Annotated in this window: 15 protein-coding genes; 10 read left to right on the top strand and 5 right to left on the bottom strand. The window is 61.4% G+C overall.

All coding sequences use genetic code 11. From position 1 onward, the window contains the following. Window positions 1-538 precede the first annotated feature (538 nt). From IRZ31_RS10645 to IRZ31_RS10655, 3 genes are all read left to right on the top strand, one after another. Window positions 539-775, top strand: coding sequence for a hypothetical protein (locus tag IRZ31_RS10645; protein ID WP_297153216.1), 237 nt, complete (start codon window positions 539-541; stop codon window positions 773-775). Between the two features lie 386 nt (window positions 776-1161). Further along, complete coding sequence (locus IRZ31_RS10650) at window positions 1162-2355, top strand: ArsA family ATPase (protein ID WP_297153218.1); 1194 nt, start codon at window positions 1162-1164, stop codon at window positions 2353-2355. Window positions 2356-2622: 267 nt separating this feature from the next. Beyond that, window positions 2623-3507, top strand: a complete 885-nt coding sequence (locus IRZ31_RS10655) for an NAD(P)-dependent oxidoreductase (protein WP_297153220.1) — start codon at window positions 2623-2625, stop codon at window positions 3505-3507. A 277-nt stretch (window positions 3508-3784) separates the two neighbouring features. On the opposite strand, the gene IRZ31_RS10660 is transcribed toward IRZ31_RS10655, so the two are convergent. Next, window positions 3785-4483: a hypothetical protein gene (locus IRZ31_RS10660; protein WP_297153222.1), complete on the bottom strand. Its 699-nt coding sequence runs from the start codon at window positions 4481-4483 to the stop codon at window positions 3785-3787. Between the two features lie 303 nt (window positions 4484-4786). Between IRZ31_RS10660 and recG the strand changes: the two genes are divergently transcribed. Both recG and IRZ31_RS10670 read left to right on the top strand, forming a co-directional pair. Then, window positions 4787-7501, top strand: coding sequence for an ATP-dependent DNA helicase RecG (recG, locus tag IRZ31_RS10665; protein WP_297153225.1), 2715 nt, complete (start codon window positions 4787-4789; stop codon window positions 7499-7501). A gap of 316 nt (window positions 7502-7817) precedes the next feature. Beyond that, window positions 7818-8198 (top strand): hypothetical protein, encoded by a 381-nt coding sequence (locus IRZ31_RS10670; RefSeq protein WP_297153227.1) that lies wholly within the window; start codon window positions 7818-7820, stop codon window positions 8196-8198. A 251-nt stretch (window positions 8199-8449) separates the two neighbouring features. Here IRZ31_RS10670 and IRZ31_RS10675 read toward each other — a convergent pair whose 3' ends face one another. Next, the gene (locus tag IRZ31_RS10675; RefSeq protein WP_297153229.1) at window positions 8450-9682 is read right to left on the bottom strand and encodes a HAMP domain-containing sensor histidine kinase; all 1233 of its coding nucleotides are present in this window, start codon (window positions 9680-9682) and stop codon (window positions 8450-8452) included. Window positions 9683-9856: 174 nt separating this feature from the next. Beyond that, a complete protein-coding gene (locus IRZ31_RS10680; protein WP_297153231.1) occupies window positions 9857-10270 on the bottom strand; it encodes a metalloregulator ArsR/SmtB family transcription factor in 414 nt (137 codons plus the stop codon). Window positions 10271-10396: 126 nt separating this feature from the next. Here IRZ31_RS10680 and IRZ31_RS10685 point away from each other — a divergent pair, with 126 nt between their 5' ends. Then, window positions 10397-11800, top strand: a complete 1404-nt coding sequence (locus IRZ31_RS10685) for an MmgE/PrpD family protein (protein ID WP_297153233.1) — start codon at window positions 10397-10399, stop codon at window positions 11798-11800. A 482-nt stretch (window positions 11801-12282) separates the two neighbouring features. On the opposite strand, the gene IRZ31_RS10690 is transcribed toward IRZ31_RS10685, so the two are convergent. After that, entirely contained in the window at window positions 12283-14514 is a 2232-nt protein-coding gene (locus IRZ31_RS10690; RefSeq protein ID WP_297153235.1) for an ATP-dependent Clp protease ATP-binding subunit, read from the bottom strand. A gap of 457 nt (window positions 14515-14971) precedes the next feature. Between IRZ31_RS10690 and IRZ31_RS10695 the strand changes: the two genes are divergently transcribed. Continuing rightward, window positions 14972-16018 carry a phosphotransferase family protein gene (locus tag IRZ31_RS10695; RefSeq protein WP_297153237.1) on the top strand — a complete coding sequence of 349 codons (1047 nt, stop codon included), beginning with the start codon at window positions 14972-14974 and terminating at the stop codon, window positions 16016-16018. Window positions 16019-16044: 26 nt separating this feature from the next. Beyond that, entirely contained in the window at window positions 16045-16722 is a 678-nt protein-coding gene (locus IRZ31_RS10700; RefSeq protein WP_297153239.1) for a histidine phosphatase family protein, read from the top strand. A gap of 147 nt (window positions 16723-16869) precedes the next feature. Here the strand turns inward: IRZ31_RS10700 and IRZ31_RS10705 are convergent, their stop codons facing one another. Further along, window positions 16870-17550, bottom strand: coding sequence for a YtxH domain-containing protein (locus IRZ31_RS10705; protein ID WP_297153241.1), 681 nt, complete (start codon window positions 17548-17550; stop codon window positions 16870-16872). Between the two features lie 1009 nt (window positions 17551-18559). Here IRZ31_RS10705 and prfA point away from each other — a divergent pair. Together prfA and IRZ31_RS10715 are read left to right on the top strand one after the other, a co-directional pair. Beyond that, a complete protein-coding gene (gene prfA / locus IRZ31_RS10710) occupies window positions 18560-19660 on the top strand; it encodes a peptide chain release factor 1 (RefSeq protein WP_112429319.1) in 1101 nt (366 codons plus the stop codon). A gap of 223 nt (window positions 19661-19883) precedes the next feature. Next, a complete protein-coding gene (locus IRZ31_RS10715; protein WP_297153244.1) occupies window positions 19884-21122 on the top strand; it encodes an alanine--glyoxylate aminotransferase family protein in 1239 nt (412 codons plus the stop codon). Window positions 21123-21401 lie beyond the last annotated feature (279 nt).

The raw sequence follows: 21401 nt of genomic DNA on the forward strand, positions 1-21401 counted from the left end.
CTCCCAAGCTGTTCCAGTCCCGGCAACTATTATAGCATATTCACGCCCCTCTGCCTCTGCTATTCTGCACTTCCTGCTACGGTCCTGCTTGTCTCATCGCTCGCTCAGTACCCAGCAGCCAAGCGAGAGAAGCGCCCCCCGCTGGACCCGCTCGCTGCACAGGCCGCCGCCAGAGATGGAACCTGCGCGGGGCCTCAATCGTAATAAGAGCGAGAACCGCCAGAGGTCACCTGGCGCGCCGCGTGGGCGCTCCCGGGCCAAGGGGCAGAGAGCCGCGCCTGCTATTTCCGCTTTCCTTTGCTGCGGAGGAAATGCCAAAGTGAGGGATGGAAAGCGTTACTATAAAATGAGAGGACTTGTGCAGATGCCCAGGTCTCGCTTTATTTGAACCGTTGACCGTCTGCTGCTCTTCTCTCGCTGTAATTGATGAGCAACAGCAGTCACCGCACCTGCACAACATGGGCAAAGTGGGATAGAGGCCCGGCAAGTGAGTGAATGAGTGAGTGAGCGAGCGATTGAACGTGAGGACAGAGAGAGCATGATGAATCCACGGATCGATGAGGAACGGCAACCTAAAACACCGTGCGACACGACGCTCAGCCAGCTGACCGACGAGGGCGAGGTGCTGATGCGCCAGGGCTTTACTGAGGATGAGGTCACGTCCCTGCTCTGGCTGCGCCAGTGGTATCAGAGCGGAGGAAGCGATCGTATGGAGATCGTCCGTCGCCTGGAGTTTATCAGAATGCTGTTCCTCCAAGGCAAAATCGAGTTGTAGCTTATTTCGTCCGCCCGTCCGCCTGAGACGCGCTCAGGTCCGCCTCGCTGCCACCTTCCCCCCTGGCAGGCAGGCCCAAGGGTACGAGGGTAGCTATGCGGTGACCGCGTCAGAGGAGAGGGCAGGCGTGTGACGATAGAGGTCTCCTTTCCGGCGAGTTGGCTGCCTGTTTGTTTTTGTGGCTGCCTGCTCGCCGTCTTGCTTTCTTCTCTCTTATCTCCTTCTAACTTGGCCCCTCTGCCTAACGTAGTAATTGCAGAAACAGAAAAAAGGCCGTCTGACCAGGCGCCGCCCTCTAGAATAGATACCTCGCGCCGCCAGACTGTGCCTTTGAGAGCATATAATAAGGACAGCACATCCGACGAGGGAAGATAAGGTTTTCTCCTATGCGAATGATTCTCTATCTCGGCAAAGGTGGCGTGGGGAAAACGACGGTGGCCGCCGCTACCGCTGTACGCTCAGCCCAGCTCGGCAAGCGGACGCTAGTGGTGAGTACCGACCTGGCCCATAGTCTTGCCGATTGCCTGAAACAGCCTCTGACCTCGGAACCGAGCGAGCTGGCCCCTCAATTGTGGGCCCAGGAGGTGAATGTGCTCGATGAGATGCGACGCAGTTGGGGAAAACTGCAGAGCACGCTGAGCACTCTCCTGCGCGCTCAGGGCCTGAACAGTATCATGGCCGAGGAGCTGGCTCTGATCCCCGGCATGGATGAAATTGTTAGCTTGCTGAATATCTACCGCAATGCCCGCGACGGTGCTTTTGAGGTGGTGGTGATCGATGCCGCCCCTACTGGCGAGACGGTACGGCTGCTGAGTATGCCCGATACCTTTCAGTGGTATGTCGGGCGCATCGCTGGCCTGCAAAGCAGTACGCTCAATCTGGCCCGCCCCTTAATTAAGGCTTTCCTCCCATCGGCAGAGGTCTTGGATGCCATCCAGTTGCTCAGCGAGCGCGTCAACGCCCTCCGCAACGTGCTGAGTGATCCCTCTGTTAGCTCCTATCGCCCAGTCGTGAACCCAGAACGTATGGTGATCAAGGAGGCGCTGCGCGCAGAAACCTATCTCGCTCTCTTCGGCTATCCCATCGACGGCGTGGTCTGCAATCGCGTCTTATCGCCCGGTCCCTACCAGGATCAGTTTATGCAGCAGATGTATGAGAGTCAGGAGAAGCTTCGCCGCCACATCCAGCAGACCTTCGCCCCCTTACCTGTCTGGGAGGCCCCTTACTACGCTCAGGAACCCCTCGGCATCGAGCGTCTGGCCGAGCTGGCCCAGGCCATCTTCGGTGAGCAGGACCCGACGCAGGTCTTTTATCGCGGGCCTGTTCAGGAGGTTATAGAGCAGGATGGCCATTATGTCCTGCGCCTTCCTCTGCCTCACGTCGAGCTGGAGAAGGTGCTGATGACGAAAAAAGGAGATGAGATGATCATCGAGATCGGCAATTTCAAGCGCGATATCCCTCTGCCCGCTGTTCTGGCTAGCCAGGAGGCAACGGTGGCGCGCTTTGTCGATAAGGCCCTGGAGATCCACTTTGCGCCGCCAGCCAGCCAGCCGGAGTCGGAGCACGAGAAGTCGGCCTGAGTAGAGTTATCATCTTTGTCGGTTCTCTCACTCGCTCAGGCAAAGCCCGGCCTGCCAGGCCAAGGTTAAATGGGGCCGGCTAGCCCCTGCTCTGGTCACTCGTGCGCGCCCGCTCGCCCTTTGGCAGCGGGCTGTCTTCCATTCCAACCTACCAGCGACACAACCGTTGCTCATGGCGAACAGTCTACTCACTGCCTACCTGGCGCTAGCGGCTGGGCTAAAGTAGCACGGCTTGAAGCAAAGCCACCAGAGAAAGGTGAAAGGACAATGCAGGTCTTTGTTGCCGGTGCAACAGGAGTTCTGGGGCGCGCGCTTGTCCCTCGCTTGCTCCAGCAGGGTCATACGGTGCGCGCGCTCGTGCGTTCGCCCGAACGGGGGCAGCTGATCCGGGCCCCCGGAGTTGAGCTAGTCAGCGGCGACCTCCTGACCGAGGCCACAGCGCAGCAGCTCCCGGCCCTGGTCCGCGGCTGTAACGCCGTAGTACATATTGCTACGGCGATCCCGCGCAATCCCACCGAAGCCTCAGCCTGGGAGCCTACCACCCGGCTGCGCACCGAGGGCACCCGGCTGCTGCTGGAAGCAGCACGTGCGGCGGGGGTCCGCTACTATATCCAGCAGAGCATCGCAATCGCCTACCCCGATGGAGGCGAGCGCTGGCTTGACGAGACAACGCCGCTCGATCGCTCGCCGCAGCGCGCTACGGTCTGTGGACCGGTGATCGCAATGGAGGAGATGGTGCAGGCTGTCGATCCCGCCGAGCTGGGATGGTGTATCTTGCGCGGCGGCAGCTTCGTCGGTCGTGGAACCGCCCAGGATACGCTGGTCGCTCGCTTGCGCGAGGGGCAGCTCGTGGTGATCTGCGACGGGAGCAATTTTATTTCGCCGATTCACGTGGCCGATATGGCTACGGCTATCATCGCTGCCTTACAGCCGGCGGCAGTGGGACGCATCTTTAATATCGTGTCGACGCCGGTCCGCTATGGGGAGTATGTAGACCACATCGCCGCTCTGCTGCAGGTGCCCCCTCCCCCACGTGATCTTTCAATGCCCTGTCCCCCGTCGTTTCGCTGTAGCAATGAGGCAGCCCGCAGGGTGCTGGGCTGGCAACCAGTACACGATATCTACGAGGATGTGGTTCTCGCTCAGCAGTGAGAGACACCCGCCAGGCTGCAAGGCAAGCGAGGGCCTCCACAGACCACAGTCTGACCTTCCCGCTTTGTACGCTTGAGCAGAGCCGCCCGGGCAGGACAGAAGAGAGATAGATGATCGAGGCAGCGACTCTGGTGTTGGCCGCCTGCAGTTCGCCGCCTCGCAGCGGCCACTGTCCTGCCCTGGACTCTGCCAGAATCACTCTCTCCGATCTAATGGACCGCGCCGCGAGAACAGCCCTCGTCCGCTCTCGCCTGGCTCTGGCTCCAATGGCAGGTCCTTACTCGCCTCGTTGCGCTTCCATTTCCGTCCCGCGGCCCGCCATACCCTCTCCTTCCAGTCCGGCCCTCGCCTCCGCCGGGAGAGAGCGCGCCCCCTCGCTGCCAGGATTGGCTGTGCCTTCGGCACCGCCGCCAGGGCCGGCAAGGCGCAGGGCGGCCATAGCGGCGGTCTCTGTGGCCCGTGGCACCAGAGCGTTGCGCGCTCCATACTTGCGCAGAATGGAGGCCGCTTCGGCCTGACGTTCCAGCGTTCTGACCATGATGATGGTGCGCCCCGGCAGCGCCTCGGCCTCCGCGTAACGCGGCCCCGGCCCCGCTCCTACTAAAGAGGGGCCAATAATTGTCCCGAGAAAGCCCCCTCCCAAGGCTCCAAGCGCAAGACCTTCGAGCAAGGCGATCACCGGCCCCCCGCTGATCTGCACGCCAGCCAGGGGAAGAGCAAAGGAGGCGATGAAGCTGAATAGCCCTCCTCCAATGGCTCCTACCATAGCCCCAAGCACCGGCAAATTATATCTGGTCCTCACCCGCTCCAGTAGCCGCTCCGCCGGACCAGCTTCCTGCAGCTTGAGTGGCTCACGCGATAGCCTGGTAATCTGGTCGTCTCGGAAACCAGCGGCTTTCAGCTCTCCGAGTGCCTGCTCCGCCTGATTCCGCTCTTCGAAAATACCCACCACAGCAGCAGGTCCAATCAGTGCCATCTCTCTTTCTTTCCCTCCAGAAGCATCTTGCAGGCTCATAGCCCCTATATTATGCCCATTCGGCCCCGAGGATCAATAGGGACGATTTATGCAACACCTTTAGTAGATAGGCCCACCAGAGCCAGAGGGTCAGCTTCACTTTACTCGACACACCATGCACACCCACGCCTGCTTCCTCATCAGACCAGCATCGACTGAGCAATACGAGGTCGCCTCAGACCAGAGACCTTGACACTCCAGGGTAGCGGCGACTATAGTAGGTGAGCAGCAGTATTCTTAAGAAACAAGCAGTAGCGTCAACGTATGACAACAGGAGCCAGCACCGCACTCAAGTCATATATCGAGCGCGCCCGCAAAGTGCTTCAGCACGAACAGCATACCAATCATCAAGACCAGGCCGTCAAGCCCGGTGGGCTGGAAGCCTTTGTGAAACGCTGGCTAGATGAGATCGGGCCTGTCTGCCATGCGTCAGGACGCGACTTGCGCCCTTTCTACCGCCTGGCCTCCTGTTTGGAGGGCTATCGCCAGCAGGACCCGATGCAGCGTGCAGCCAATTTGCGGGCCGCTTTAGCCCTCCTGAACGAGCTGGAGAGAGAGCAGATCGTTGTCCCCAGCCGGCCACCTTCTTCAGAGCCTGTAGCGCCAGCGCGCTCCGGCGAACCGCTCGGCGAGTCGGCACGTCTAGCGACAGCAACAACCTCCACAGCGGCAGTGCGCTCTAGCAAGCCATCGGAAGCGAGTCGCAGAGAACGTGAGCGCCAGGAAGCCGAACTGGACCGCATCGCCCTGGACAGCAGCTCTCCTGGTCACGCCGCCTTGACGCTGCTGACGACAGACGTTTCTGCCATTCACGGTGTAGGCCCCACGGTCGCAGCTCGCCTGCGTAGCCTGGGCATCCGCACGGTTGGCGACCTGCTCTTCTATTTTCCACGTGAGCACCGTGACTACAGCAAGCTGCTCAGTATTGCCGAGCTACCCTTCGACGAGCTGGTCACCACTCGTGGCCTGATCTGGGAGGTCAAGACGAGCCGCACAGGCAGTGGGCGCACACGCACGGTGGCCACGCTCAGCGATGGCACCGGTCGTCTCAGCGCAGTCTGGTTTAACCAGCCCTACTTGCAAAAGCAGCTTTCCGAGGCGCGTGGTGAGTGGCTGGTTGTCACGGGAGTCAAGCAGCGCTTCGGCAACAAGGTTACCTTCACGGTGCGCAGCCATGAGCTGCCCGAGAAAGGTGAGCTGCTCAATACGGGCATTCTTGTCCCCATCTACTCGCTCACTGAGGGTCTGACAGCCCGTACCATGCGTCGCCTGACGCGCTGGGTTGTCGATCGCTATGCGGCCCTGCTTCCCGACCACCTGCCCGCCACGATTCGTCAGGCTGCGGGCCTGCTGCCTTTGTCGGAGGCCGTCGCCCAGATGCATTATCCAGCCAATGAGGAGCTGCTCGCCTCCGCCCGGCGCCGTCTGGCTTTTGATGAGCTGTTCCTGATCCAGCTCGGCATGCAGGAGCGTCGAACGCGCTGGCAGCGCGAGCTACCCAGCGGACAGGCGTTCAAGGTCGACCTGGAGCGCGTCTTTGTCGAGCCAACAGCCGCTGAGCGCGAGGCGGTCCAGGCCCAGGCCGCTGCTGCCGTCCAGAAGGCTGATCCCCAGGCACTTCAGGATTCTCAGAACCCTCAGTCAGGCACAACCCTGTGGGCCCCGCTGGCGGACCAGCGCCCTTTCGAGGCCACACTTCCCTTCCGCTTCACGGCAGCCCAACGCCGCGTACTCTGCGAGATCTTGGGAGATCTCAGTCGCAGCCAGCCGATGTGTCGTCTGCTTCAAGGCGACGTCGGCTCTGGCAAAACTGCGGTGGCTGCGGCAGCCCTCTTTGTGGCCGCTCTCAACGGCTATCAAGGCGCGATTATGGCCCCGACCGAGATTCTGGCCGAGCAACATGCGCGCAGTATTGGCGCGATGCTCGCCCCCTTCGGCATCCGCACTGTGCTGCTGACCGGCGGACTGCGTCCCCGCGAGCGCGCCCTCGGACGAGCGGCGATCGAGAGCGGCGAGGCGACTGTGGCTATTGGCACCCATGCCCTGATCCAGGAAGATGTGACCTTCCAGCGTCTGGGCCTGGTGATTATCGATGAGCAGCATCGCTTTGGCGTGGAGCAGCGCGAGGCCCTGCGCCAGAAAGGCTACCATCCCCATATGCTGGTGATGACGGCCACCCCGATCCCCCGAACGTTGGCGCTGACACTCTATGGAGACCTGGATCTCTCGGTCATCGATCAGCTTCCGCCAGGCCGCCAGAAGGTGATTACGCGCTGGCGCACCGGCGCCCGCCGCGAGGAGGCCTATCGCCTGATCGAGCAACAGCTCGCTGAGGGCCGACAAGCCTTCATTATCTGCCCGCTGGTCGATGAGTCCGAGAGCCTGAGCGCTAGAGCGGTCACTGCCGAATATGAACGGCTGAGCCGCGAGGTCTTCCCCCACCGCCGGCTGGGCCTGCTGCACGGCGGGATGAAGCCCGCGGAGAAGGACGCAGTCATGCGGCGCTTCCGCGATCACGAGCTGGATATTCTGGTGGCCACTTCGGTGGTGGAAGTGGGCATCGATGTGCCTAATGCAACCGTCATGGTGATCGAAGATGCCGATCGCTTCGGCCTCTCGCAGCTCCACCAGTTCCGTGGTCGTGTCGGGCGTGGCGCCCACCAATCCTATTGCTATGTGTTGAGCGCCGATGCAGGACCACAGGCCCGCGAGCGCCTGGCAATCTTCCAGGAGACCGACGATGGCTTTAAGCTGGCCGAGCACGATTTGCGTCTGCGCGGTCCGGGCGATTTCATTGGGGTACGCCAGAGCGGGATGCCCGAACTGCGTATTGCCGATTTCAACGATACACGCCTGATCGAGGAGACACGCACCCTGGCGGCACGTCTATGGGCAAGCGATCCCTACCTGCGGCGTCCAGAGCACGCGCCGCTGCGGGAACACTTGAGCCGCTTCTGGCAAGCCTTCATTCCGCATTAGTGAGTGCCCACCTCTGCCCGCCCTCCCTGGACGGCGCCGGGCCGGCTGCTGCCAGCCTGAGCCTCCTCAACGGCGGCTGTCCGCCCCGGGTGGATTGCTCTTTCCGTTCCGGTAAATGCTATGATTCTAGTTGTGGCGAGGAGCAAGCCGCCGTTACCCCTCCTCAACGGACACACCGGCCTGGCTGTTCCCGCCACACAGTGAAAGTGCCTTCCCCAGGGTCCGCTGCGTGGGCGACTGGTGCCCGCTCAGCTGCGCCCACCTAGCTTAACAGGGAGGCCACTTCTACTACTTTCGCCGTTTGCAGGAGAATTGCATGGCTATTAAGATCGCTTCCTTCGTTCTGCGCATTGCCGGACTGCTAGCTCTCATTCTTGGGGTGCTCTTCTGGACAGGCAACGCCGCCCAGCTGGTTCCGCTGCACATGTTGCTTGGCTTTCTGGTAGTGCTTGCGCTGTGGGTGGTCGGTATCGGGCAAGCCCTGGTACGTGGCGGTAGTCTGGCGATCGCAGTGCTGGCTGTTATTGTCGGCCTTCTCTTGCCGATCATTGGGCTGATGCAGAATTCCTGGCTGCTGAACTCTTCGCACTGGGTTATCCAGGTCGTGCACCTACTGGTCGCCCTGCTGGCCATCGGCACCGGCGAGATGGGCGTCGCGCGCTACCGCCGAGCCAGCGCTGGCGTCTCCGCCAGCTAGCCATTCGTTGCACCGCAGCCCTGCGATCCAGCGGACAGGAGCAGGCACCTGCAGCGCCTCTCTCTGGCGAGCGCAGCGATATATGCCTCGCTCCTGTTCAGCGGAGGCCGGCCCTGACGTCCCTCAGCGACTCCCTGGGTCCATTGGACTGACCACAAGTGACGGCAGGCAGGCAGGCAGACAGACAGACAGACAGACAGTGCTCATTCTCTCCATGTGAGCTGTTTCAGCCAGGCACCAGACGAGCAAGGTCAGCCTCGATTCAGGGGCAAAACCACGACGAAGACCGTGCCTTCGTCAGGAGCCGGCTCGCACCAGATGCTCCCGCCATGCCTCTCCACAATATCCTTACAGATGGCCAGGCCCAAACCCCAGCCATCCTTGGGCGAGGCCTGAGCCTCGGGCGTCCGGTAGAAAGCTTGAAAGATTTGCTCCCGCTGATCTTCAGGAATGCCTCGACCATGATCACGAACACGGATCTCCACCTGACCATCTCGACAGGCCAGACTGACCTCCACAGGGGTATGTTCGGGCGAGTATTTGATGGCATTACTGAGGAGGTTGGTCAGCACTTGATGGAGGCGGTCGGAGTCAACCTCGATTGTGAGGCTCTCTACAGGAGTTGAGAGGGTAATCGTACGACCCGAGACGAGACGTTGATCCTCGACGGCTTCGCGGCAGATCTCTACCAGATCACAGAGACGAGGGCGCAGCTTGAGCTTGCCGGCTTGAATGCTGCTCAGGGCCAGCATGTCATCGATGAGCGCGCTGAGACGATAGGTCTGCTCGTCGATCTTCTGCAAGGCCAGGCGCACATTCTCCAGCTCGGGTGGTAGCTCGGCCACACGTGTGAGACGCCGCAGGGCGATCTGCGCCTGACCACGAATGGTGGTGATGGGGGTTTTCAGCTCATGCGAGGCCACCGAGATAAAATGGTCCTTGAGCAAATCGGCACGTTTCAATTCCTCATTGAGCTGCTCTAGATCCTGGGCCCGGGTCTGGGCCTCCAGCTCGGCCAGCAGGGCACGGCGCCGCGCTGATTCGCGCTGGCCGGCGATAATGGCAATTCCCACCTCGATCAGAAAGAAAGGCATGATCTCGGCAAGCTTGTCGATGTTATCCGCCGCCCACTGGACGCGCGGCAACAGCATAAAGGCACCTTGCGGCGGGACATAAATATAGATGAGCGCCAGGGTGCAGAGCAGAGCGGCACACAGGGCCGGCCCCACTCCCCATAGCAAGGCTACAAGAAGCACCGGCAGGACCAGCGGCAGGTCTGGCACATAGATATGGAGCGCCAAGAGGTGCTCCAGATAGACGATCCCTAGCCCGCAGGCCACAATAGGAATACAAAGGAGGTAACCAATCGGGGCGCGTCGCCACCAGGGCACCCGCGCGGCGTATAGTTTGCGTACTTCCGCGCTCTGGCGAAGGCGCATGAGAATCATTGGCCTGCGACTTTCTTTGACACGTGTGGCTTGCATGACCGTCGGTCTCTCCTGCCCAGGTTCATTGTCATTCATTGTGCAGTATAGCATTCCCCAACAGTCTGGGCAAAGCAGATACGCTCGCCTCCTCAATGAGAAGGCGAGCGCCTGATCCTTCCATTCGTCCGTTCGTTCTACATGCCAGCCTGGAAGTCTTTCAGCAGGTCTTTCTCAAGCACTTCTATCGTCTTCAGACGTCCCCAGTTTCCCTTTGAAGCGCTCTTGATGCTCTTTAGAGAGAGCCTCGACAAGATCGTGAAAGGCACGCACCAGCAAGTGATTGCGCACGCTGTAATAGACCTCGTTACCACTGCGCCGCGAACCGAGCAGTCCCGTGCGCGCAAGCTGACGAAGATGGCCTGAGACCGTGGCGTGGGCCAGCCCCAGCGCTTTGGCAATTTCTCCCGAGCGCATCTCGACCGGCCTCTCACGCTCCACAGCCGGCGCGGCCAGCAAGGCCAGAATCTGTCGACGGCTGGGGTCGCACATCGTGCCAAGAAAGTAGTCAATGAAGGCTTCGACGTCTTCTGGCAGTTCCTCCAGTGGTTCCTCAGACGACGATCCCTCCGATCTACGAGCACACATCTATACACCTCTACTTCAGGTGGGATATTATCAGAATCGAGTGTTGATCTGTAAAACAGGTGAGGGAGTGGAAGTCACCTCTTCTATTACACGAGGAACCTCCCACAGAAAGAGACGAGGTGCTCTATGAGCGCAACGCAAGCGCTGGCACGCTTCTGCGCCTCGCTGGAAGGAACGGCCCTACCAGAACGAGTGCGCGCCAAAGTTCGCGAGCTTTTGCTTGACCACATGGCTGTCGCCCTGGGCGGCGTACGACTCCCTTCCAGTGAGGCGGCCTATCAATTGCTGGTGGCAATGGGAGCACGACAGTCCTCAGGAGCAAACCCTCAGCCCAATGACAACGGGGCCACGCTGCTGGGACGAGGCGAACGCGCCGAAGCCGCCTGGGCTGCGCTGTTCAACGGCGTCGCAGCTCACGGCCTGGAGATGGACGACGTTGAAAATCGCTCGTCGCTGCATCCGGGCGTGGCGGTCTTTCCGGCGGCTCTGGCTCTGGCTGAACAACTGGCCGCACCCATCGACGATTTCTATGCCGCCGTCGTGGCCGGCTATGAGCTGACCCTGCGTATTGGCGCCGCTCTCAATCCTGCCTCAGCCTACGCCCGCGGCTTCCACCCAACTGCTCTTTGCGGCACCTTCGGCGCCGCCGCCGCCAGCGCCCGCCTGCTGGGTCTCTCAGCAGAGCAGACGGCGCAGGCGCTGGGCATCGCTGGCAGCATGGCAGCTGGCTCGCTGGCCTACCTCGCTGACGGCGCCTGGACCAAACGCCTGCACCCCGGCTGGAGCGCCCACGCCGGCATTACTGCCGCCCGCCTGGCCGCTGCTGGCTTTCGCGGTCCGCAGGAGATCCTCAGTGGCCGCTACGGCTTCCTGCATGCCTACTCCGACGCCAGCTTTCCAGAGGAGCTGCAGCCACCCACAAGCGCAGAGGATTTCGCCATCCTGCGCGTTTCCCTCAAGCCTTACGCCTGCTGCCGCTACATGCACGGTCCCATCGACTGCCTCCTTGCCATTCGGCGCCAACAGGCACCCGACCCGCAGCATATCCGCCGTGTTCGCTGCGGCGTGCTGAGCGCCGGGCGCGGCCTGATTGTCGACCCCATCGAGTCCAAGCGGCAGCCTGGCAACGTTGTCGACGCCCAGTTCAGCATGCCCTTTGGGGCCGCTGTGGCTCTGATCACGGGCCAGGCCGGCCTGAGCGTCTTCAGCGAAACCTGGTTGCAGCACCCCGAGATCCGCGACCTGATGCAGCGCGTCGACTGCGAGAGTGATCCCGAGCTGGACCGCTACTATCCCGCTGAGTGGCGCGCCACGGCCAGTGTGGAGATGGACAACGGGCAGGTTTTCAGCGCCAGCGTGCGCTATCCGCTTGGCGATCCCGAAAATCCCTTGAGCGAGGCCCAACTGGCTACTCGCTTTCATGAGCTGGCCGCCACCACCATCGAGGAGCCTGCCAGGCGTGAGGCCCTCATCAGGCACATTCGCCAACTCGACCGGCTAGAATACTTCTCATGGTCCAACCTGCTTTAGCATCGTATCAGAGAACAGAGAGGGCGGCATAGCAATGACCCTAGAGCGCACTGTCTGGCTGCAGGAACGGCGACGCCTGACCGCCGAGCGCTACGATCAACTGGCGCCCGATTACGATCGCGATTGGGCACCCTCGACGAGACACACACTACGATGCTGCTCCTACTGCTGGCACGACTCCCCCAGGGGAGTTGCCTGCTCGACGCGGCCTGCGGCACAGGCAAATACTGGGGCTAATGCTGGAGCGCGGCTACGCTCTCGTCGGCATCGACCAGTCGGCGGGCATGCTGCGGCGCGCCTATGAGAAATTCCCAGCCGTACCAACCCGACAGCAAGGACTCCAGGAGCTGAACGAGTCAGCATTTCTTGCTGCAACGTCCCCCAAACGACCAGCCAACGGCTCAGGCACAAGCATAAAAAAAACGTCCATCGATCCCCGCGGGGGATCGATGGACGCCTTGAACAGAGATGCCAGGCTTTTCTCAGGCGGCTGGCTCAGGCTCAGCAACCACCGCCTCGGCCACCACGCGGCCATCACGCAGTACCAGGCGCACCGTCTGGCCCGGCGCAATCTCGCCATTCAGCAGGGCATCGGCCAGCGTATCATCGATGTGCGTCTGGATGGCACGGCGCAGAGGACGCGCACCGTATTCCTCGTCGTAGCCCTCGCGCAGCAAGAAGTCACGCACCTCGTCGCTGATCACCAGCTCGATCTTCTGCTCGCGCAGGCGCTCACGCACCTGATCCAGCAGCAGATCGACGATGCGATACAGCTCGTCTTTGCCCAGCGAATGGAAGACGACGATCTGGTCGATGCGGTTGAGGAACTCGGGCCGGAACATCTGCTTCAGGCCCTCAAGAGCCTTCTCGCGCATCGCCTCGTACTGCTCCGCGCGCTCGTTGCCGCCAGTGATCGGCATGAAGCCGATACGCGCCGCCTTCCTCAGCTCATTGGTGCCAGCGTTGCTGGTCATGATCAGCACCGTATTCTTGAAGTCCACGGTGCGACCCTGACCATCGGTCAGGCGGCCATCGTCCAGGATCTGCAGCAAGGCATTGAAGACCTCGGGATGAGCCTTCTCCACCTCGTCCAGCAGGATCACGCTGTACGGACGGCGCCGCACCTGCTCGGTCAACTGGCCACCCTCCTCATAGCCCACATAGCCAGGAGGGCTACCGAAGAGGCGCGAGACCGTATGCGGCTCCATGTACTCCGACATGTCGAGGCGGATCATGTTCTCCTCGCCACCGAACAGCTCGCGCGCCAGAGCGCGGGCCAGCTCGGTCTTACCAACGCCCGTCGGGCCAAGGAAGAGGAAGGAGCCGATTGGCCTCTTCGGATCTTTCAATCCTGCCCGTGAGCGGCGGATGGCACGCGCCACCGCGTTGATGGCCTCGTCCTGGCCAATGACATGCCTGCGCAGGCGCTCCTCCAGATCGCGCAGATTCTGGCGCTCACTCTCCATCATCTGCGTCACTGGCACGCCCGTCCAGTTCTCGACCACCTGAGCGATCAGCTCCGGCGTCACAATCAACTGGAAGGAGGCATCCGCCTCGGAACGGGCCTTCTCCAACTTCTGGAGCGTCAGCAGCTCCTGCTGGCGCAAGAGGGCCGCGCGCTCATAGTCCTCGGCATTGGCCGCCGCCTCCTTCTTGGCCTGGATATCGGCCAGCTGCTGCTCCAGCTCCGTAATCATCGCCGGGCTAACGATACCCTTCTCCAGGGCCTCCAGGCGCAGAGCCGAAGCAGCCTCATCCATGACGTCGATGGCCTTATCGGGCAGGAAGCGATCATTGATGTAGCGATCAGAGAGCTTGACAGCCGCCTCGATCGCCTCATCCGGGATCGTCACGCCGTGATGGGCCTCGTAGTTGGGCCGCACGGCGCGCAGCATCGCGATGGCCTCCTCCACCGTCGGCTCATCGACCATAATCGGCTGGAAGCGGCGCTCAAGAGCCGCATCCTTCTCGATGTACTTGCGATATTCATCAAGTGTCGTCGCGCCGATACAACGGATCTCGCCGCGCGCCAGCGCCGGCTTCAGCATATCCGACGCACCGACCGCGCCCTCCGCCGCACCCGCTCCGACAACGGTATGTAGCTCATCGATAAAGAGGATCACATCCGGCGCCTGCCGCAGCTCATCAAGGATCGCCTTCATGCGCTGCTCAAACTGCCCGCGGAACATCGCACCGGCAATCATGCCGCCGATGTTGAGCGCCACAATGCGCTTGTTGCGCAATGGGGCAGGAACATTACCCGCGTGGATACGCCGCGCCAGATCCTCGACAATGGCGGTCTTACCCACGCCTGGCTCGCCAATCAGCACCGGGTTGTTCTTCTGCCGGCGACCCAGGACGGTGATCAAGCGACGCAGCTCGCGCTCACGCCCAACCGCCGGATCAAGCTTCCCTTGCGCCGCCTCCGCCGTGATGTCACGACCATACTGATCCAGCGTCGGCGTCTTGCTGTTACTGTTGGCCTGACGCTCGGCGGTCCTGGTCCCGCGCCCGTTAGCCGCCTCATGGCCGTTGAAGAAGCCAAAGGCCGCCGCCGGGAAGCCCTGCCCGAAGAAGTTACCCGCCTGGTTCATCGATGAGCGCATCAGCTCATCGACACACTGCTGGCAGAGATAATGCCGCTCATGGCGCCCTTCCACGAGCAGATCGACGCTGATGCTGGCGTTATTTTTATGACATCGCTCGCACTTCATTCCAGGCTCCTCACTCAACCGGGGGAGCAGCAGCGCCAGCCTCCGACGCCCCGCTCTCTCTTATCCCCGGGAATTTTAGCAATCTGCGCGGGTGATTGCCAGCATTATAGCACAGATTTTCCACTGCTGTCTAGCACTCGCCACTCTTGACTGCTAACTACCCAGAATAACACCAGGCACAGCCCTTTTATTCCCAACTTCCTCCCCCCTTCACCACTCTCCACAAGCGGAACGAGACTAGACAGCCTGGCAATCTTCTCGTCTCGCTCTCGTCACCATCTAGAACGGAGGTTTCAGGTTCAAATATTCCCGCTGCCACCCGGCTTGCTCCATGCCTGCACACGCCCTGCACACGCCTGCCTGGCCAAAAGGCGAGCGTGCGCGCTATCATATATAGCGATGTTCCTGTATGCAGCTCCCTGCAGGGAATCCCAGGCTCGTAGACAAAGGAGGAAGTATGACCACACTCCCCCCGCTCATAGACGAGGAAAAACTTCGCCGTTACCTGGCCGAGCAGCTGCCGGGCGAGGACCTGCCCTTGCAGATCGAGCGTATCCGCGGAGGGCACTCCAACGAGACGTTCTACATCACACGCGGAAACCAGCAATGGGTGCTGCGCCGGCCCCCGCGCGGTCCACTCTTGCCCACCGCCCATGATGTGCTGCGCGAGTACCGCGTCCTGAAGGCGCTCAACAACAGCCCGGTGCCGACACCGCGCGTGCTTCTGGCCTGTGAGGATACGAGCGTAATCGGGGCCCCCTTCTACCTTATGGAGCGGGTCCACGGCTACATTATCCGCGATACGCTCCCTCCCTACGGCGCCGATGAGGCGGGCCGCCAGGCGATCAGTCGGGCGTTGATCGATGCGCTGGTCGAACTGCACGCGGTCGACTGGCAGGCCGTGGGTCTGGGGGACTTTGGCCGGCCTACTGGCTATCTGGAGCGCCAGTTGCGCCGCTGGATTGGCCAACTAGAGCGCTCACGCCAGCGCCCACTGCCCGAGCTGGATATGGTGACGGAGTGGCTCAAGGCCCATCTGCCCGTCTCTGGGCCGTCGACCATTGTCCACGGCGACTATCGCCTCGACAACGTGATGTACGCGGAGCAGGAGCCACGGGTGGTAGCAATTTTCGACTGGGAGATGGCTACAATCGGCGATCCGCTGGCCGATCTCGGCTACTTGCTCTCTTTCTGGCGCGAGCCAGGCGATCCACCGCCGGCCCTCGATACTGAGACCTGGCGTGTTATGGAGCAACCAGGCTTTATGACGCGTGCCGAGCTGAAGGAGTACTACGCTGAGCGCAGCGGGCGCTCTGTGCGCGAGATGGACTTCTATGAGGCGCTGGCAATCTGGAAGCTGGCCATCCTGCTGGAGGGCAGCTACGCCCGCTATCGGGCCGGCACAACCGATGATCCCTTCTTTGAGCAGCTGGAGGCGGGTATTCCAGCCCTGGCTCACCGAGCGCTGGAGGTCTGTCATCGCAGCATCAGCGGAGGACGCTGACAGTGAATGCTGGTGAGGAGATTCCTTTGTTACTAGATGATCCTTTCCTCTTGCGGCGCTCCCACGCCGCCGAGCTGTTCCTGGTTCGACACGGCGATGCACTCCCTCCCGCAGACGAGTTGATCCCGAGCGGTCTCTACGATGATCTTCCTCTGTCTCGCAAAGGCCAGGAGCAGGCCCTGGCTCTGGCCGAGCGCCTGGCCGGCCTGGAGTTCGCGGCTATTTATACTAGCCCTCTGCGTCGCTGCCGCGAGACCGCCGCTCCTCTGGCCGAGCGCCAGGGTTTAACGCCCATCGTGGTCTCCGACCTGCAAGAGATCCGCCTCGGCACAGTGCGTCCGCTACCCGCTGAGGAAGATAATCTAGAGCTGTTGGCCCGCACGCTACAAGAGCGCCAGATGGATATCATCCGTCTGGCTGGAGCCGCCGGCAGCTGGGATGCCATCGAGGGAAGCGAGCCGTCCAAGGTCTTCCGGGCGCGCGTGGTTAAGGCGCTGGATACGATCGCTAACACCCATCTTGGAAGACGGGTGATCGCCTTTGCGCACGGTGGGGTGATTAATGCCTATGTAGCCGAGGTCTTGGGCCTGGAGCGCGATTTCTTCTTCCCGGCAGCCAATACTTCGATTACAGTGGTACGTGTGGCTGGCTCCCAGCGCGTGCTCTTCGCTTTGAACGATATCTGCCACCTGCAGCGGCGCTGAGCCACTCACTGGGAGGAAGCGCTGACAGGTAGCAGGCCAGCGTGGCGGACAGAAGGAAGGTCCGCCCGATAGATACTGGCTCCTTCTGCTCGCCATGCTGGCAGCTTCGTTTCATTCCGTTCACGCAGGAACTTTCACTGAAGAACCTTAACGGACGTTGAGCGGTACATGTTCGGCGGTCTCCGACTCGGAGCGCACGAATGGCCGCGATTGGAAAAAGGCAATTACGTTGCGGAGATAGCCACCTAGACGGCGCCGCGTTTCCTGGCCGGGGCGCGGCGCAAAGAGGAGAGCGAGGACGATGCCGACCAGCAGGCCGATGCGGAAGAGCAGGCGAGCACGGCGGCGGCGGCGGGCTCGTCGTTCGCGCTCTTGCTGCCAGGCGATGCGCGCTTCTGCCAGATTGCCTCGCGCGCGCTCCAGCCTGCCACGAGCATCGCGCATACTGCGCTCGACGGCCACCTGGAGAAGACCCAGCCCTGCTGCTAGCGCTCCCAGCAGCAGGCTGAACTGCTCGCTGAGCAGGTTCTTGAGACGACCACCCTCCTGCTGGGCTTCCTCTAGGGAACGTTTAACCGGTTTGCGGTTGTCGCGCCAGACACGCTGCAGGGCCTGACGCCTTTGCTGAAGCTGATCTTCAACGCGCCCCGAGGTGCTACGCAGCCCCCCGCGCAGACGCTTCAGGAGAAGGCGCCGACGGCGCGGTTCTAGCACGGTCTGCACGTTGTCCTGGACAGTTGAGAGACCGGTACGCGCCATGTTCGCTGTACGCGCCCGGACTTCTTTGAGGGTTTCTGTTACTGGCGCAAAGCCATTACCTTTCGCCATCGCTATTCATCACATCCTTTCGCTGTGGACAGGCCCTTCTTTTCTTTCTTTCACGCTGTTTATGCCTACTCTGTCGCCGGCAGGAAGCAAGTGGCTCCTCACCGAATGCCGCGCTGCCTGCGCCGCAAATGAGCGGGCAGGGCTGACCACGCAGCTCGCTGACCCCGCGCTCACCTCACGCGCCCGCTACGTCCGGCACGCCCACTGGCACGGGTAGAGAACCTGCTCCTGGCACGATCCGATAGGACGGCAAGTTTCATCCCCTTCGGGCAAAAGATGCCTGTCTAGGGGGAGAGCCGTCTCGCCAGCGTTTTAGCCTCTCTCCTCCCTTACTTAGCTGAGCCACACTGCTGGTGGCCACGATATCGCTCTAAGCCAAGCAGAGAGCTGCTCTCACCTCCTCTGGTTCGCGCTCACTGGGCCTGACCCGGCTCGACCAGGAACCCTGTTTCCCCTTGCCTGACCCTGGTCCGAACCAGGCTTTACACTTTTGAGTATAGAGATGCTAGCCAATAGCCGCAACCACTCGGGAGCTGTCAGAAAGATCGGCGCCGCTGTGTTATAATACAATGGAAAGGGCTTGTTCCTGTCTGTCATCATGCGCGATCTTCCGCGTCTATCATCCGTTGCCCATCGCGCCAGTCTTACTGGCGCTGAGAGCTACCTGCTCGCTGCCGGGTAGCAACTTCCTTCTCTGCTCAGAACAGAACAGGGCCATGCCTGCTCTGCATGTGTCAGCGTGACAAGCTGCTTGAACTGCTCTCCTGCCGAGATCCTCTGCACAGCGCGCCAGGTTGGTCCTTGCAACGCGATGCCGGGCGCGCATGCATAGCGGCATGATAGCAAGCAAGTACGGCTACCTGCCAGGCATGATCACCGGTCAGGCTGGTCACTCTGCAGGGGCAAGAGGCCCAGAGACGCGGAGCGGCAAAGCTGCCAGGCCAACACCTGGCCCACCAGGGCAGCCCTGCCGCGAGATTAGTACCAGCCAGTCAGCGAGGGATCACCTATGGATTTAATGCAGAAGCTTGAAAGTTTGGCCAACCGCTACGAGGAACTGAATACGCTCATGGCCCAGCCCGAGGTTCTGAGCAATGTCCCTCTGCTCCAACGCTACGGGCGTGAGCAGGCCGAGTTAGAAGAAGTCGTTGAAAAATACTACCAGCTGCGCACAACGCTCAAAGAGCTGGAGGAGGCTGAGGAGCTGGAGCGCGAAAGCGACGACCCGGCCCTGCGCGAGCTGGCGCGCGAGGAGATTGCGCGCCTGAAAGAGCGCCGCGAGCAGCTGACCGAGGATGTTAAGCTGGCCTTGTTGCCCAAGGATGCGATGGATGAAAAGAACGCCATCGTGACGATCCAGGGTGGCGCCGGTGGTGAGGAGGCCGCTCTCTTCGCCGCCGACCTCTTCCGCATGTATAGCCGCTATGCCGAGCAGCGCCGCTGGAAGATCGAGGTGCTCGATTTGAACGAGACCGATCAGGGAGGGATCAAAGATATCACTTTCCTGGTCCGTGGCAAAGGGGCCTATCGCCGCTTGAAATATGAGGGAGGCACCCATCGCGTCCAGCGCGTCCCTGTGACCGAGGCCAACGGGCGCATCCACACCTCTACCGCTAAGGTGATCGTGCTCCCCGAGGCCGACGAGGAAATTAATATCGAGATCAAGGAGAGCGATATCCGTATCGATGTCTTCCGCTCGACGGGCCACGGCGGCCAGAGCGTGAATACGACCGACTCGGCGGTGCGCATTACCCATCTGCCCACTGGCCTGGTGGTAACCTGCCAGGATGAGAAGTCGCAGTTGAAGAATAAGGAGCGAGCGCTCTCGGTTTTGAAAGCGCGCCTTTGGGACCTGGAGGAGGCTCGTCGCCAGGAGGAACTGGGGAAAGCGCGCCGCTCACAGGTACAGATGGGCGATCGCAGCGAGAAGATCCGTACCTATAACTTCCCCCAGGATCGCGTGACCGACCACCGCATCGGTCTGACTCGCTATAATCTGCAGGGCGTGCTCGACGGCGAGCTGGACGAGTTCATCGATAACTTGATCGCCGCCGACCAGGCCGATCGCTTGCAGCGCCTCTTTGCTGAAGAGCCTGCCACCGTCCAGTAAACCGCGGAAGCAGGGGGCTGATTGTCTCGGGCACGCACGCACGCCTCTCTACCCCTGCTACTCCGCCTCCTTCAGCTCTCTCTCCGGGCTTGGTCACCACTCCAACCCTCCAGCAAGGATGGCCTCGATGTGCTATCCTACTTCCGTGAGGAGAGAAGGGTAACGAAGATGGAGAGGGTATGATTATGCCATTTCTCTGAGTGAAAGGTAGGCTTTTTCTTCGATGACTCCACCACTGCCGGGTCAAACTTCTCTAGTACAGGGAACTTTTCCTGAACTTAATCCTCCCTATCGCTTGTTGCTCGGTCCGGGACCCTGTAACGTTGATCCGCGAGTCTTGCGCGCAGCCTCCGCTCCGCAGCTCGGACACCTCGATCCTTTCCTACTTGACATGCTCGGTACGATCGCCGACCAGCTGCGCCAGGTTTTTCAGACGCAGAATGAGCTGACGCTCTGCGTCTCCGGTTCAGGCTTCGCGGGAGCTGAGGCCGTGCTCTGCAATCTTCTGGAGGAGGGCGATACGCTCATAGCCGGGAGCCTGGGCTTCTTCAGCGGGAAGATTGCTGAAATTGCCCAGCGAATCGGGGCTCATGTCATTCTGGTGGAGAGCGAGCCGGGGCAGCCACTCGATCCGCAGCAGGTGGCTGCAGCTTTTGCCAGGCATCCCGAAGCCAAGCTTTTCGCCACGGCCATTGCGGAGACCTCGACGGGTCTGCTACAGCCACTGGAAGAACTGGAGCAGATCACCCATGCACACGAGGCGCTTTTCGTTGTTGACGCGGTTTCTGGTCTGGGTGGCATTCCCATCAATATCGAGCAGATGAAGATCGATGCCTGCTACGCGGGCAGCCAGAAGTGCCTGGGAGCCTTGCCTGGCCTGGCTCCGGTGACCCTCAATGCGCACGCCGTTGAGGTGATCAAGCGACGCCGCAGGCCAGTGCAGAGCTATTATCTTGATCTACTGGCTCTCCAACGCTACTGGAACGGCGATCACGCCTACCATCACACGGCTTGCAGCAATCTGCTCTTCGCCATGCACGAGGCCCTGCGCATTGTGCTGGAAGAGGGACTGGAGACCCGCTGGCAGCGTCACCGCCTTCATGGGCAGGCGCTGCGCGCCGGTCTGCAGACTCTGGGTCTGACCCTGCTGCCGCGCCCTGGCTACGAGTTGCCCGTGCTGACCGCCGTCAATCTCCCTCCTTCAGTCTCTGAGAACCAGCTGCGCCAGCAACTGCTGACGGCTTACGGCATCGAGGTCGGCGGCGGCCTCGGATCTCTGAAAGGCCATTTGCTCCGCATCGGACTGATGGGCTACAATGCCTGCCGTAAGAACGTCGAGACAGTTCTCGCGGCCCTTGAGCAGCTCCTGCCCTCATACGGTTGGCCAGTTCAGGCCGGGGCAGCCCTGAGCGCCGCAGCGACGGTCTACAGCCAAGAAGACCAGGCTTCCGGGCACGCCTGAAAGCGGGACGCTGATCGAATACCCTGATCAGCATGCCAGCCAGCAAGCTAGAGGAGAGAGCCTGCACTACTGCACCACAGTGCAGCCCCTGGCTGAAGAACGGGGCCAGGCCGCTTGCAGATCTCTGATGGCCACGGCGGCGCAGTAGCCTTCGCCGTCCAGTCCCGCCAGCAGCTTTCCACAGATTAGGGGACGAGGAGACTGAGAGGAGCCATCTGGCGGCCAAGGTGGCTGATCTCGCTCGCAGTCACGAGGTGAGGTGAGTGGGCAGGGTGGGCA

The sequence above is a fragment of the Thermogemmatispora sp. genome, assembly GCF_019683635.1.
GTDB lineage: Bacteria > Chloroflexota > Ktedonobacteria > Ktedonobacterales > Ktedonobacteraceae > Thermogemmatispora.

Coding starts and splice junctions, on each gene's coding strand:
- IRZ31_RS10645 (WP_297153216.1), top strand. CDS start 539: ATGATGAATCCACGGATCGATGAGGAACGGCAACCTAAAACACCGTGC.
- IRZ31_RS10650 (WP_297153218.1), top strand. CDS start 1,162: ATGCGAATGATTCTCTATCTCGGCAAAGGTGGCGTGGGGAAAACGACG.
- IRZ31_RS10655 (WP_297153220.1), top strand. CDS start 2,623: ATGCAGGTCTTTGTTGCCGGTGCAACAGGAGTTCTGGGGCGCGCGCTT.
- IRZ31_RS10660 (WP_297153222.1), bottom strand. CDS start 4,483: ATGGCACTGATTGGACCTGCTGCTGTGGTGGGTATTTTCGAAGAGCGG.
- recG (WP_297153225.1), top strand. CDS start 4,787: ATGACAACAGGAGCCAGCACCGCACTCAAGTCATATATCGAGCGCGCC.
- IRZ31_RS10670 (WP_297153227.1), top strand. CDS start 7,818: ATGGCTATTAAGATCGCTTCCTTCGTTCTGCGCATTGCCGGACTGCTA.
- IRZ31_RS10675 (WP_297153229.1), bottom strand. CDS start 9,682: ATGCAAGCCACACGTGTCAAAGAAAGTCGCAGGCCAATGATTCTCATG.
- IRZ31_RS10680 (WP_297153231.1), bottom strand. CDS start 10,270: ATGTGTGCTCGTAGATCGGAGGGATCGTCGTCTGAGGAACCACTGGAG.
- IRZ31_RS10685 (WP_297153233.1), top strand. CDS start 10,397: ATGAGCGCAACGCAAGCGCTGGCACGCTTCTGCGCCTCGCTGGAAGGA.
- IRZ31_RS10690 (WP_297153235.1), bottom strand. CDS start 14,514: ATGAAGTGCGAGCGATGTCATAAAAATAACGCCAGCATCAGCGTCGAT.
- IRZ31_RS10695 (WP_297153237.1), top strand. CDS start 14,972: ATGACCACACTCCCCCCGCTCATAGACGAGGAAAAACTTCGCCGTTAC.
- IRZ31_RS10705 (WP_297153241.1), bottom strand. CDS start 17,550: ATGGCGAAAGGTAATGGCTTTGCGCCAGTAACAGAAACCCTCAAAGAA.
- prfA (WP_112429319.1), top strand. CDS start 18,560: ATGGATTTAATGCAGAAGCTTGAAAGTTTGGCCAACCGCTACGAGGAA.
- IRZ31_RS10715 (WP_297153244.1), top strand. CDS start 19,884: ATGACTCCACCACTGCCGGGTCAAACTTCTCTAGTACAGGGAACTTTT.